Annotated in this window: 10 protein-coding genes and 1 pseudogene; 5 read left to right on the forward strand and 6 right to left on the reverse strand. The window is 49.1% G+C overall.

The genetic code is table 11. The features are described 5' to 3' along the window. The first annotated feature begins 279 nt into the window (after nt 1–279). The gene (locus A1SC_RS10850; protein WP_001164860.1) at nt 280–1,557 is read left to right on the forward strand and encodes an MFS transporter; all 1,278 of its coding nucleotides are present in this window, start codon (nt 280–282) and stop codon (nt 1,555–1,557) included. Nucleotides 1,558–1,583: 26 nt separating this feature from the next. Next, nucleotides 1,584–3,062 carry an FGGY-family carbohydrate kinase gene (locus A1SC_RS10845; RefSeq protein WP_000039760.1) on the forward strand — a complete coding sequence of 493 codons (1,479 nt, stop codon included), beginning with the start codon at nt 1,584–1,586 and terminating at the stop codon, nt 3,060–3,062. 281 nt (nt 3,063–3,343) lie between these two features. Here the strand turns inward: A1SC_RS10845 and queE are convergent, their stop codons facing one another. Continuing rightward, a complete protein-coding gene (gene queE, locus A1SC_RS10840) occupies nt 3,344–4,015 on the reverse strand; it encodes a 7-carboxy-7-deazaguanine synthase QueE (protein WP_001199980.1) in 672 nt (223 codons plus the stop codon). A gap of 173 nt (nt 4,016–4,188) precedes the next feature. On the opposite strand from queE, the gene A1SC_RS10835 reads away from it, so the two are divergent. The 3 genes and pseudogenes from A1SC_RS10835 to A1SC_RS10825 all read left to right on the forward strand — a co-directional run bounded on the left by A1SC_RS10835 (nt 4,189) and on the right by A1SC_RS10825 (nt 6,600). Next, nucleotides 4,189–4,791, forward strand: coding sequence for a LemA family protein (locus A1SC_RS10835; RefSeq protein WP_000944229.1), 603 nt, complete (start codon nt 4,189–4,191; stop codon nt 4,789–4,791). 13 nt (nt 4,792–4,804) lie between these two features. After that, nucleotides 4,805–5,476: pseudogene (locus A1SC_RS10830) on the forward strand (TPM domain-containing protein); the annotation flags it as partial. A 221-nt stretch (nt 5,477–5,697) separates the two neighbouring features. Continuing rightward, a complete protein-coding gene (locus A1SC_RS10825; RefSeq protein WP_016262475.1) occupies nt 5,698–6,600 on the forward strand; it encodes a TPM domain-containing protein in 903 nt (300 codons plus the stop codon). 59 nt (nt 6,601–6,659) lie between these two features. On the opposite strand, the gene eno is transcribed toward A1SC_RS10825, so the two are convergent. The 5 genes from eno to rlmD all read right to left on the reverse strand — a co-directional run bounded on the left by eno (nt 6,660) and on the right by rlmD (nt 14,381). Then, entirely contained in the window at nt 6,660–7,958 is a 1,299-nt protein-coding gene (gene eno / locus A1SC_RS10820; RefSeq protein ID WP_000036723.1) for a phosphopyruvate hydratase, read from the reverse strand. An 87-nt stretch (nt 7,959–8,045) separates the two neighbouring features. After that, a complete protein-coding gene (gene pyrG / locus A1SC_RS10815; RefSeq protein ID WP_000210856.1) occupies nt 8,046–9,683 on the reverse strand; it encodes a glutamine hydrolyzing CTP synthase in 1,638 nt (545 codons plus the stop codon). Between the two features lie 227 nt (nt 9,684–9,910). Further along, entirely contained in the window at nt 9,911–10,702 is a 792-nt protein-coding gene (gene mazG, locus A1SC_RS10810) for a nucleoside triphosphate pyrophosphohydrolase (RefSeq protein ID WP_001071626.1), read from the reverse strand. Between the two features lie 95 nt (nt 10,703–10,797). After that, nucleotides 10,798–13,032 carry a GTP diphosphokinase gene (gene relA, locus A1SC_RS10805; protein ID WP_000226792.1) on the reverse strand — a complete coding sequence of 745 codons (2,235 nt, stop codon included), beginning with the start codon at nt 13,030–13,032 and terminating at the stop codon, nt 10,798–10,800. 47 nt (nt 13,033–13,079) lie between these two features. After that, nucleotides 13,080–14,381, reverse strand: a complete 1,302-nt coding sequence (gene rlmD / locus A1SC_RS10800) for a 23S rRNA (uracil(1939)-C(5))-methyltransferase RlmD (RefSeq protein WP_016262476.1) — start codon at nt 14,379–14,381, stop codon at nt 13,080–13,082. Between the last annotated feature and the right edge of the window lie 45 nt (nt 14,382–14,426).

Raw genomic sequence — 14,426 nt, forward strand, 5'->3', positions numbered from 1 at the left:
TAACTTCCCCCGCGAGAGGGAAGTTACCTTTCTCATTATCTCTGGTAACTGGCGATAATTTTTAGCATAAGGGCATAGTCGCTAATGTGATCATACTCACAGAGTATTACTCGTATAATCAAATAATTTTAAAAAGCAGAAGCGTGATTACTCTCACACAACACCTCTGCTTTCCATGTTATTTCTTATCGCAATTACTAGAGACCTGAGAAAAGTAATCCTCCTGAAAAGGCGGCTTACTTTTCTCTTTTTTTTGTCTATTACAAATGGGAATACGATATGCAACACAGCTCATATCGACGTTGGATAACCCTCGCGATAATTAGTTTTAGCGGCGGAGTTAGTTTTGACCTGGCTTATTTACGTTATATTTATCAAATTCCCATGGCGAAATTTATGGGATTCAGCAATACCGAGATAGGTTTAATTATGAGCACCTTTGGTATTGCCGCCATTATTCTTTATGCGCCCAGCGGGGTTATTGCCGATAAATTTTCACATCGCAAAATGATTACTTCCGCGATGGTAATTACCGGATTATTAGGCCTGATAATGGCAACGTATCCACCATTATGGGTCATGCTCTGTATTCAGGTTGCCTTTGCGATAACGACTATTTTAATGCTGTGGTCGGTGTCGATTAAAGCCGCCTCGTTGCTTGGTGACCATAGCGAACAAGGGAAAATCATGGGCTGGATGGAAGGACTGCGCGGCGTCGGTGTAATGTCGCTGGCAGTGTTTACCATGTGGGTCTTTTCCCGCTTCGCCCCGGATGACAGCGCCAGCCTGAAAACGGTCATTATCATCTACAGCGTGGTTTACATCTTGTTGGGGATTCTGTGCTGGTTTTTTGTTAGCGATAACAACAGCCTGCGTAGTACCCATAACGAAGAAAAACAGTCATTCCAGCTTAGCGACATCCTGGCCGTTTTGCGTATCAGTACAACCTGGTATTGCAGCATGGTGATTTTTGGGGTCTTCACCATCTACGCCATTCTGAGTTACTCCACCAACTATCTGACCGAAATGTATGGCATGTCGCTGGTGGCGGCGAGCTACATGGGGATCGTGATCAACAAAATCTTCCGCGCACTGTGCGGCCCACTTGGCGGCATTATCACCACCTACAGCAAAGTGAAATCCCCTACCCGCGTGATCCAAATTCTTTCCGTGGTCGGCCTGCTGGCACTCACTGCCCTACTCATGACTAACTCTAACCCGCAATCGGTCGCGATGGGGATTGGCCTGATTTTACTACTGGGATTCACCTGCTACGCCTCACGCGGGCTGTACTGGGCCTGCCCCGGCGAAGCGAGAACACCATCTTACATTATGGGCACCACGGTAGGTATTTGTTCGGTGATTGGCTTCCTGCCTGATGTCTTTGTTTACCCGATTATCGGTTACTGGCAGGACACCCTGCCCGCAGCAGAAGCCTACCGCAACATGTGGCTGATGGGCATGGCGGCGCTCGGCATGGTGATCGTCTTTACCTTTTTGCTGTTCCAAAAAATTCGTACTGCTGATAGCGCCCCCGCAACGGCTAACAGCAAGTAAGCCCAGAACATTACAGGAGAAAAATCATGTCGAAGAAATACATCATAGGGATTGATGGCGGAAGTCAGAGTACAAAAGTGGTGATGTACGATCTGCAAGGCAACATAGTTTGCGAAGGCAAAGGTTTATTACAGCCGATGCACACGCCGGATGCCGATACCGCAGAACATCCTGACGACGATTTATGGGCATCATTATGTTTTGCCGGTCACGATTTAATGAGCCAGTTTGCCGGGAATAAAGAAGATATTGTTGGCATCGGCCTGGGATCAATCCGTTGCTGCCGTGCCTTACTGAAAGCTGACGGTACACCCGCCGCACCACTGATTAGCTGGCAGGATGCACGAGTTACGCGCCCTTACGAACACACGAATCCTGACGTGGCGTATGTCACTTCTTTTTCGGGCTATCTGGCGCACCGCTTAACAGGCGAGTTTAAAGACAATATCGCCAACTATTTTGGCCAGTGGCCGGTGGATTATAAAACCTGGGCCTGGAGTGAAGATGCCGCGGTAATCGAGAAGTTTAATATCCCCCGCCATATGCTTTTTGGCGTACAAATGCCGGGGACCGTTCTCGGGCATATCACACCACAAGCAGCACTGGCGACACATTTCCCGGCAGGACTGCCGGTAGTTTGTACCACCAGTGATAAACCGGTAGAAGCATTAGGAGCCGGATTGCTGGACGATGAAACGGCGGTGATTTCCTTAGGCACCTATATCGCGCTGATGATGAATGGCAAAGCACTGCCGAAAGACCCGGTAGCGTACTGGCCGATTATGTCTTCTATTCCAGAAACATTGCTGTATGAAGGTTACGGTATTCGCAAAGGGATGTGGACGGTAAGTTGGTTGCGCGACATGTTGGGCGAGTCGTTAATTCAGGATGCCAGAGCACAGGATCTTTCGCCGGAAGATTTGCTCAACAAAAAAGCCTCTTGCGTGCCACCTGGCTGTAATGGGTTGATGACGGTGCTGGACTGGCTGACCAACCCGTGGGAACCGTACAAACGCGGAATTATGATCGGCTTTGATTCCAGTATGGATTACGCATGGATTTATCGTTCGATTCTGGAAAGCGTGGCGCTGACGCTGAAGAACAATTACGACAATATGTGTAATGAAATGAATCACTTTGCGAAGCATGTGATCATTACTGGCGGCGGTTCAAACAGCGATCTGTTTATGCAAATTTTTGCCGACGTGTTCAATCTTCCGGCAAGACGTAACGCCATTAACGGGTGCGCTAGTTTGGGAGCGGCTATCAACGCGTCTGTAGGGCTTGGCTTGTACCCGGATTACGCAACGGCTGTTGACAAAATGGTTCGCGTGAAAGACATCTTTATGCCTGTTGAGAGCAACGCCAGACGTTACGACGCGATGAATAAAGGCATTTTCAAAGACCTAACCAAACACACTGATGTGATCCTGAAAAAATCGTATGAAGTGATGCATGGAGAATTGGGCAATGTGGACGCTATTCAAAGCTGGTCTAATGCGTAAGTGAAGAAGACCGGGCGGGAAACCGCCCGCTCTGAGCATACCTGAATGGTTACCTCTAAACATAACCTGTTATTAATTAATGATTTTTCAAGCCAGTTCCAATCTACCAAAATTTGTAGCGATGATTTTTACTCCAGTGAAAAATTAACACTACGGACTTTGTTTTAGTTTGCAATGACGAGTCCGGAAAAACCAGAAGAGAACAATCAGAAGAGGCAAAAATATAAATGGGTGGAATTCTTTACAGGTTCCACCCATTTATAACGCTTATAAATATTTAATCAGGCAATATTCAAATATTTATGCGTTTGCATCGACAAACGCCAGTTCCGCGCAATACAGGTATCGATACATAAACGCGTGGCATCTTCTTTCTGACTAATTGGCTGAAGTGCAATTACTCGCGGTTTATCATCAGTCAGCGTTGCCAGCAATTCATCCAGTGCTTCAATATCCCGTACACGCCCAACCGGATGTTTGATTTCATTGGCGCGTTCCAGCGCCTGCGACAACACTTCATAGCCGCCGCGCATGTTCAGTTTTGGCGACACGGTAACCCAGGTGTTCGGTGTACAACGTACTTCGTGAGTACCGCTGGTTTCTATCTGGCAGCTAAAACCGTTCTTTTCAAGCAAGTCAGTCAATGGCAGCAAATCATGAATGCAAGGTTCACCACCCGTAATCACTACGTGACGCGCGGTATATCCCTGACGACTTATGACCGCTAACAAATCTTCGCTGCTTGCTGCGCCCCACTTATCACTCTCTTTGGTTTTCGCCAAAATACTGAAAAGAGAAACTTCCCGATCCTCAAGTTTTTCCCACGTGTGTTTGGTATCACACCAGGCACAGCCGACCGGGCATCCCTGTAAACGAATAAAAATGGCGGGGACGCCGGTAAAGTAACCCTCACCTTGCAGGGTCTGGAACATCTCGTTAATCGGGTACTGCATAGCATTCTCTGTAAAGTGGATAATTGTTAATTATTGCAGATCCTACCGCAATATTCATGCTTTATTAACATTCTGTTACACGCGGGTTTAAGATAAAAAGGCGAAACAGATCATTAATAAAAAAATGAAACAACGTATTATTCCCCGGGGAATTAAACAAAAGGGATTTAAACATGCTCAGAATATTCATCGTACTTATATTTATTTTCAATTTATCAGGTTGTGGATATAATGATATTCAAACTTATGACGAACAAGTCAATTCATCCTGGTCAGAAGTTCTGAATCAGTATCAACGTCGTGCCGACCTTATTCCTAATCTTGTTGCCAGTATTAAAGGTTATTCCAGCTATGAAAAAGAAGTGTTGGAAGCCGTAACATTAGCGCGTAGCCAGGCTATCAGGGCCAGTAGCGATTTACAGCAAGCGCCAGGCGATGAGCAAAAGCTACAAACCTGGCAACAAGCTCAGGCGCAACTGACTCGTACACTCGGCCAGTTAACGATTATCAGTGAACGTTATCCTGAATTAAAAGCCCAGGAACTCTATCAAAATTTGATAGTACAGCTCGAAGGAAGTGAAAACCGCATTGCCGTTGCGCGAGGAAGATACATTAAAGCTATTGAACAATATAATGTCACTATCCGCAAATTCCCCGCTGTATTAACCGCAAAAATAATGGATTACACCGCAAAGAAAAATTATTTGCCGGATGATGTCGCCGCAGTGAGTAAAGCACCAACAATAGATTTTAGCCAAAATCCTAATATTCATTAAGCGGGCAATCCTTATGCGAATTTTTATCTTTCTTCTGGCTTTCTTCTGTCCATCGGCGTTTGCTACGCAAATTCCAGTACCTGAATTACCTGTGTATGTGAATGACGTAACAGGTACATTGACGAACAGCGAAATAAATGCTCTTGCTGGTCAGATTAAAAACCTGACGCAAAGAAATCTGGCGCAAATGGTGGTGTTAGTAGTTGACACAACAGGCGATGAAACTATCGAGCAGTACGCTACGCGGGTATTCGATAGCTGGAAACCAGGTGATAAAGACCGCGATGATGGTGTTCTACTGTTAGTCGCCTGGCAGGATCATACCGTGCGTATTGAAATCGGTTACGGACTGGAAGGCCTTATTACAGATGCACAGTCCGGACAAATTATTCGCAACAGTATTATTCCAGCATTTAAAAATGGCGACCTTGCTGGCGGCTTACAAAAAGGAATAAACGATATTGAAAGTCGTCTGACGGGGAATGATTTAGCAACGATAACACCAACCGATCACCCTTTGCCCTTTAGCGGTTGGTGGGCTTTGTTGGCCTGGGCGATAGTACTGACCTTTATTTCCGCCAGGGGATATATCAAAACGCTGGGATTGATTTGCTTCGCTGCCATAGTGCTGGCCTTTGTTTTGCCTATTGCAGGTTTCAGCGGAAGCTGGGGAGTGCTCGCTACATTATTATGCTTCTCCACACCGTTCCTTGTTGTTGCTATTACTTTTACCCCTTTCGGCAAAAAGGTACGTGACTCAATGCGTAGTGCCAACCGGCCATCACGCCATACCAGAAGTAATTATAACTCCAGAGATTCGTCATCATCATCGTCCTCTTCTTTCGACAATGACAATTTCAGCGGCGGTGGCGGTTCATCTGGTGGCGGTGGCGCTTCAGGGCGCTGGTGATCAATATGCGCTTAATCCTTTTTCTACTCATATTGTGGTGCGTTCCTGTGTTTGCCCAGCAAATGGCTGTACCGGAACTACACCAACAGGTGACAGATCTTACTGATACGTTAAGTTCACCTGAGCAACAATCTCTGACACTACAGTTGCAGAAGATTGCACAGAATACGCAGGCGCAGGTCGCTATATTAGTGGTGCCATCCACTGGTGAAGATACCATTGAACAATATGCAACACGCGTTTTTGATAGCTGGAAGTTGGGCGATGCACAGCGCAACGATGGTATTTTACTTCTGGTTGCCTGGGAAGATCATGCTGTCCGTATAGAAGTGGGCTACGGGCTGGAAGGGGTGGTTACCGACCTGCAAGCGGCAAAGATTATCCGTGTTATATTGATCCCCGCGTTCAAAAACGATGATCTTATTGGAGGGTTGACACTGGCCAGCGAAAATATCGGCGCGCTTCTGTTGAATGGTGAATTACCGGAAGGCAGCGGAAATCATTACAGTATCAAAACTCCAATTCCATTATCGGTCGCTGTAATTATTTTACTGGCAGTACTTTCGTATTTTATTATTTTTACCGATCCATCAAATCTACCGTGGATTGCACTCACCGGCGCAATTTACGGGATGGTATTCCTCTATGTTGCCGAGCCCGGAGCATGGACGAATTTAATCGTTGCTTGCAGTATGTTAACGCCTTTTGCGATCGTACCTCTGCTTATCTTCTGGCTTCTGGTGAATAAAAAGTTACGCGCCAAATATAAGAAGCTCAGTAAAGAAAGAGCTTCAAGAAAAGGTTCTTCTTCATCCTCTTCCGGTGGAGGCTCAAGTGGCGGCGGATTTAGCGGCGGGGGTGGTTCTTCTGGCGGCGGCGGCGCGTCCGGCCGCTGGTAACTCAACCATAAAAAATGCCAGCCCGAAGGCTGGCATTTTTAAATCAGATAAAGTCAGACTTATGCCTGGCCTTTGATCTCTTTACGACCGTTGTACGGTGCTTTTTCGCCCAGAGCTTCTTCAATACGAATCAGCTGGTTGTATTTAGCAACACGGTCAGAACGGCTCATAGAACCCGTTTTGATCTGGCCTGCAGCAGTACCAACAGCCAGGTCAGCGATGGTAGCGTCTTCAGTTTCACCAGAACGGTGAGAGATTACTGCAGTGTAGCCAGCGTCTTTCGCCATCTTGATTGCAGCCAGAGTTTCGGTCAGAGAACCGATCTGGTTGAATTTGATCAGGATGGAGTTAGCGATGCCTTTTTCGATACCTTCTTTCAGGATCTTGGTGTTGGTTACGAACAGGTCGTCACCAACCAACTGGATTTTGTCGCCCAGAACTTTGGTCTGGTATGCGAAACCGTCCCAGTCAGACTCGTCCAGACCATCTTCGATGGAAACGATCGGGTACTGTTTGGTCAGTTCTTCCAGGAAGTGAGTGAATTCTTCAGAGGTGAAAGCTTTGTTGCCTTCGCCAGCCAGAACGTATTTACCGTCTTTGTAGAATTCAGAAGCTGCGCAGTCCATCGCCAGAGTGATGTCTTTGCCCAGTTCATAGCCAGCAGCTTTAACAGCTTCAGCGATAACAGCCAGAGCTTCAGCGTTGGAACCCAGGTTCGGCGCATAGCCACCTTCGTCACCAACAGCAGTGTTCATACCTTTCGCTTTCAGAACTTTTGCAAGGTGATGGAAAACTTCAGAACCCATGCGGATGGCTTCTTTCACAGTTTTCGCGCCAACCGGCTGAATCATGAATTCCTGAATATCAACGTTGTTGTCAGCGTGCTCACCACCGTTGATGATGTTCATCATCGGAACCGGCATGGAGTATTTGCCCGGAGTACCGTTCAGTTCAGCGATGTGCTCGTACAGCGGCATACCTTTAGCAGCCGCGGCAGCTTTGGCGTTAGCCAGAGATACAGCCAGGATTGCGTTTGCGCCGAATTTGGATTTATTTTCAGTGCCGTCCAGGTCGATCATGATCTTGTCAATGCCAGCCTGATCTTTGGCATCTTTGCCAATCAGCGCCTGAGCGATCGGGCCGTTAACCGCAGCAACAGCTTTGGTTACGCCTTTGCCCAGGAAACGGGATTTGTCACCATCGCGCAGTTCCAGTGCTTCACGGGAACCAGTAGAAGCACCTGACGGAGCAGCCGCCATACCGACGAAACCACCCTCCAGGTGTACTTCGGCTTCAACAGTCGGGTTACCACGGGAGTCGATGATTTCACGACCGATGATTTTTACGATTTTGGACATTAGGGTTTCCTCAAGTCACTAGTTAAACTAAAACTCCAGACAAACAACGCGTACCCTGGGTACGCGTTGCCGTTCTAACTTTTTTACTTACTTCGCCTGACGTTTCTGGAACTCGCTGGCGGCTTTTACAAAGCCAGCAAACAGCGGGTGACCATCACGTGGAGTAGAAGTAAACTCCGGATGGAACTGACAAGCCACGAACCACGGGTGATTCGGAACTTCGATGATCTCGACCAACTGATCATCCCCGGAACGGCCCGCAACGCGCAGACCTGCATCTTCAATCTGTTTCAACAGCATGTTGTTGACTTCGTAACGGTGACGATGACGTTCAACAATTGTCGGCGCATTGTACAGTTGGCGAACCAGGCTATCGTCAACCAACTGGCACTGCTGCGCGCCAAGACGCATGGTGCCACCGAGATCGCTATTCTCGCTACGAACTTCAACGTTGCCGTTTTCATCACGCCACTCGGTAATCAGCGCCACAACCGGGTACTTACAGTCTGGCACAAATTCCGTAGAGTTGGCGTTCTCCATGTTGGCAACATGGCGAGCGTAATCAATTAACGCCACCTGCATACCCAGGCAAATACCCAGATAAGGAATATTGTTCTCACGCGCAAAGCGCGCGGTAGTAATCATGCCCTCTACGCCACGGTAACCGAAACCACCAGGTACGAGGATCGCATCCAGGCCTTTAAGGATTTCAACACCGCGTGTTTCAACATCTTGTGAATCGATCAGTTTGATGTTGACGCTAACACGATTTTTCAGCCCGCCGTGTTTCAGTGCTTCAATCACGGATTTATAAGCGTCCGGCAGTTCAATGTACTTGCCGACCATACCGATAGTGACTTCACTTACCGGATTCGCTTCTTCAAAGATAACCTGTTCCCATTCGGACAGATTAGCTTCCGGGCAGTTCAAGCTGAATCGTTTACAAATATAATCGTCCAGCCCCTGAGATTTCAACAGGCCTGGAATTTTATAGATAGAATCGACGTCTTTCAGAGAAATAACCGCTTTTTCCGGAACATTACAGAACAATGCAATCTTCGCACGTTCGTTCGCCGGAACGGCGCGATCTGAACGACAAATCAGGATATCAGGCTGGATGCCGATAGAAAGCAGCTCTTTTACAGAGTGCTGAGTCGGCTTGGTTTTGACTTCACCAGACGCAGCCATGTACGGCACCAGGGTCAGGTGCATGAACAGCGCGTGTTCACGACCAATATCAACAGCCAACTGGCGAATCGCTTCAAGGAACGGCAGGGATTCGATGTCACCGACAGTACCGCCGATTTCGACCAGAACCACGTCGTGGCCTTCACCGCCGGCAAGAACGCGTTCTTTAATAGCGTTAGTAATGTGCGGGATAACCTGTACGGTTGCGCCCAGATAGTCGCCACGGCGTTCTTTACGCAGAACGTCAGAATAGATACGACCCGTGGTGAAGTTGTTGCGGCGGCTCATTTTGGTGCGAATGAAACGCTCGTAGTGCCCCAGGTCCAGGTCGGTTTCAGCGCCGTCTTCAGTAACGAACACTTCCCCGTGTTGGATTGGGCTCATAGTACCTGGATCGACGTTGATGTACGGATCCAGTTTCATGATGGTCACATTGAGGCCACGGGCTTCAAGAATGGCTGCGAGGGAGGCTGCGGCAATGCCTTTACCCAGAGAGGATACGACCCCGCCGGTCACAAAAATATAGTTCGTTGTCATGCTGAACCTGAGAAGTTAGGTTGAAAAGACGATGGAATAACCAGGACGGGAAAGCAGTATACCCGAACATGACCTGTGCCACAAACTTTCATTATCCCTCCTCTTCGCCAGCGCACAATTGAAATCAGGAGTGAGAAAATAGCCCCTTTGGGGTAAATGTTTTTGACGCAAATCAAGCGCTTGTCATTTAAAAAATGACACAAATCGCGCTTGACCGTGTAATTTCCTTAGAGATCAATTTCCTGCCGTTTTACCTGCTGCCAGACTTCTTCCATTGTTTCGAGGTCAACACCTGTCATTTCCAGTCCACGCGCGGCAACAATCCGCTCCACTTCGCGAAAACGACGCTCAAATTTTTCGTTAGCTTTTTGTAGCGCAATCTCTGCTTTCGTCCCTAAATGGCGGGCCAGATTGACCGTCGCAAACAGCAGGTCGCCCATTTCCTCCTCCAGTTTAGCCTGGTCCACTACAGCCTGCCGCGCCTCGTACATGACCTCGTCAATCTCTTCGTAAACTTTATCGACCACCGGGCCAAGCGTCGTCCAGTCGAAGCCAACGTTGGCGCAGCGTTTCTGGATTTTTTGCGCACGCATTAAGGCCGGTAAACTGCGAGGAATATCGTCCAGCGCTGAATGTTGCGCCTTCTGCGCGCGCTCTTCGGTTTTGATCTGCTCCCAACGGGCAAGAACTTCACTGCTGTTATCGGCAGAACTGTCAGCAAAAACATGCGGATGGCGGCGCTCTAACTTATCGCTGATCGCCGCGCAAATATCATTAAAGTCAAAGCGCCCTTCTTCCTGGGCCATTTGCGCGTAAAACACCACCTGGAACAGCAAATCGCCCAGTTCACCGCGCAGATCGTCAAAGTCTTCGCGGGCAATGGCATCCAGCACTTCATAAGTTTCTTCAAGGGTATAAGGTGCAATAGAAGCGAATGTCTGCTCTTTGTCCCACGGACAGCCGTTTTCCGGGTCACGAAGACGCTGCATGATAGTGAGCAAACGGTCGATTTGATTCATTGGAATGTCCTGAAAATTGCGGGTCTGTCAGGTGTAACACCTTCGAGTAAAGGATATCGTCGGATACGGCTGACGCCATATCCGGCTATGTAAGATTAATTCCCGTGCAGTCGTCTTGCATCGATAACATCTGGCACCTGATTGAGTTTACCCAGCACGCGCCCCAGCACTTGCAGGTTATAAATCTCAATGGTCATATCGATGGTCGCCAGTTGCTGTTTCGTGTCGCTGCGGCTGGCAACGCCAAGCACATTCACCTTCTCATTGGCGAGAATAGTGGTGATATCACGCAACAATCCACTACGATCATTGGCCTGCACGCGAACCACCAGCGAGTAACCAGCGGAGTAGCTCTCGCCCCATACCGCGTCAACAATTCGTTCCGGCGCATGGGAGCGCAGTTCCGCCAGTTGTTCGCAATCGGCGCGGTGTACGGAGATCCCGCGGCCCTGGGTAATGAAACCGACAATCTCATCGCCAGGAATCGGCTGGCAGCAACGCGCGATGTGGTGCATCAGGTTGCCCACGCCTTCTACCACTACACGACCGTTATCTTTACTGCGGTTTTGTGGTGTATAGCTTTTTTGCTGAAGCTGTTTCAGTGCGGCGGCGTCCTGCTCTTCGGCGCTCGGCTTATTAAATTGCGATTGCAGGAAGTTGACCATCTGATTGAGACGGATATCCCCGCCACCAATCGCCGCCAACAACTCGTCGACGTCATTGAAGTTGTAACGCGGCAGCAGATATTTTTCTGCTTCCTTCAGACTGATCCCCAGATGTTCCAGTTCGTCGTCAAGGATTTGCCGTCCTGCCAGAATATTTTTGTCACGATCCTGTTTACGGAACCAGGCGTGAATTTTCGAACGCCCGCGGCTGGTTGTAACATAACCCAGGTTTGGGTTTAACCAGTCACGGCTGGGATTCGGCTGTTTCTGGGTGATAATTTCAATCTGGTCACCCATCTGCAACTGGTAGGTGAATGGCACAATGCGCCCGCCAATTTTTGCCCCGATGCAGCGGTGCCCGACATCACTATGGATGTGGTAAGCGAAATCCAGCGGCGTTGATCCCGCAGGCAGATCAACAACATCACCTTTCGGCGTAAACACATATACCCGATCATCAAAGACCTGACTGCGTACTTCGTCGAGCATTTCGCCAGAATCAGCCATCTCTTCCTGCCACGCAATCAGTTTACGCAGCCAGGCAATCCGGTCTTCATGTCCCGAACGTGCGCCGCCAGCAGCCGCGCCTTCTTTGTATTTCCAGTGCGCAGCAACACCCAACTCTGCATCTTCATGCATCTGTTTGGTGCGGATTTGGATCTCAACGGTTTTGCCTCCCGGCCCCAACACTACGGTATGAATAGACTGATAACCGTTCGGTTTCGGGTTCGCAACGTAATCATCGAACTCATCCGGCAAGTGGCGATAGTGAGTGTGCACTATGCCCAGCGCGGCGTAACAATCCTGCAAACGTTCCGCGACGATACGCACCGCACGAACATCAAACAGCTCATCAAAGGCGAGGTTCTTTTTCTGCATTTTGCGCCAGATGCTGTAGATGTGTTTTGGGCGGCCATACACTTCAGCTTTAACGCCTTCAGCTTTCATCTCTGCACGCAGATGCCCCACAAACTCTTCAATGTAGTGTTCGCGGTCGAGGCGGCGCTCATGCAGCAGTTTTGCAATACGTTTGTATTCGGTCGGGTGGAGGTAACGGAAGCAGTAATCTTCCAGTTCCCATTTCAGTTGCCCAATCCCAAGACGGTTCGCCAGCGGCGCGTAGATATTGGTGCACTCTTTTGCCGCCAGCACGCGTTCATCTTCCGGCGCATCTTTTACTTCGCGCAGATGGGCAATTCGCTCCGCCAGTTTGATGACCACACAACGGAAGTCATCGACCATCGCCAGCAACATCCGGCGAACGTTATCGACCTGTTCGGAGGAAACAGAATCGGTGTGCGTTGCTTTCAGTTGGCGGATTGCCGCCATATCGCGCACACCGTGAATAAGATTAACGACCGACTTACCGACACTCTCGCGCAGTACGTCTTCGCTGACGACGTTTGCATCGGCCAGAGGGAACAGCAGCGCAGCCCGCAGCGTGTCAATGTCCATACTTAATGTCGAGAGGATCTCCACCATCTCGACACCACGCCACAACAGCAAACTGGCATCCGGATGCCCCTGCGTCTGCTGCAGACAATACGCCCAGGTTTCGGCTAAGCACTCACACGACTTCTGGCTGGCAATGCCCAGACTTGCGATCCATTTTTCCGGATCAAATTCACCAGCCTTATTGATATGTGCACTTCTTACCGCAACCATCGTCCTCTCCTTTAGGGACCTGACCTGCTGAAATCAGCAAATCGTAACTATTTAACGCGCGAGAAAAGTACCATCGATTCCAGATGCCCCGTGTGTGGGAACATATCCAGCATCGCCAACCGCGCAATGGTATATCCTGCTTTTAATAACGCCTCGCTATCCCGAGCCAGCGTCGCAGGGTTACAGGATACATAAACTATACGAATAGGTTCCAGTTTTATAATTTGTTGCATAACGCCTGCTGCACCAGCACGCGCCGGGTCCAGCAACACTTTATCAAAGCCGTTTTTTGCCCACGGCTGCTTTGTGACATCATCTTCAAGATTTTCGTGATAAAACGTCACATTATGTAAGCGATTAAGACTCGCGTTCTGCTGGCCTTTTTCCACCAGCGCCGGAACCCCTTCCACACCAACAACACTTGCCGCACGGGTCGCTAACGGCAGCGTAAAATTGCCCATACCACAGAACAGATCCAGCACACGATCATCAGGCTGAACATCCAGCCACTCCAGCGCTCGCGCCACCATTTTCTGGTTCACACCCGCATTGATCTGAATAAAATCACGCGGACTAAAGGTTAAGCGCAACCCGTTTGAGTCATACCAGGGCATCTCGCCAGAGACTGTTTCGAGTATCTCACTATCGGGGGCGAGATACAGATCCAGGCCTTCAGAATGCGAAAAGCGTTCCAGTTTTTCGCGATCTGCCAAACTTAGCGGTGCGGTATGGCGTAAAATCATCAGCAGGCCGCTGGTTGCCTGCACCAGTTCAACATGACCAAGATGGCGCATAGCTTGTAAGCTGTCCAGGCATGCCCTGACTTTGGGCAACAACGCTTCAAGTTGGGGCACTAAAATAGGGCATTGTTTAACGTCGACAATGTCACTGGAACCCGCTTTGCGAAATCCCATCTGGAGTTGTTGTTTTTTCGGTAGATAGTTCAGACTTAAACGCGCGCGACGGCGATAACCCCAGGGGACATCGTCGATCACTTCAGAGACGTCGTGTTTCATTAACCGGGCGAGTGCTGCGCTTTTGCTACGCTGCTGGAGTTCGACGCTGGCGTGTTGTTGCTGACAGCCGCCGCATACGCCAAAATGAGGGCAGCGTGGCGTTTTGCGTTCCAGGCTGTCGCTTAACCTGCGCACGACCTTAGCGCGAGCGTACTGTTTTTTATCTTCAGTAACAGTAACTTCCGCGTTTTCCGGCGGTAGTAATCCAGGAATAAATAACGCTTTGCCGTTATGTCGCGCCACGCCCTGACCAAAAGAGTCGAGGTCGTTGACTGAAACGGTTATGATCTGACGCGTCGTCGCGCGTCGTTTTGCAGAGTAGAATTGCGCCATTGGCGAGACTTTCTCAATTTAACAGTGTGACCTTAATTGTCCCAT

Source organism: Escherichia sp. KTE52 (assembly GCF_000408325.1).
Taxonomy (GTDB): Bacteria; Pseudomonadota; Gammaproteobacteria; order Enterobacterales; family Enterobacteriaceae; genus Escherichia; species Escherichia marmotae.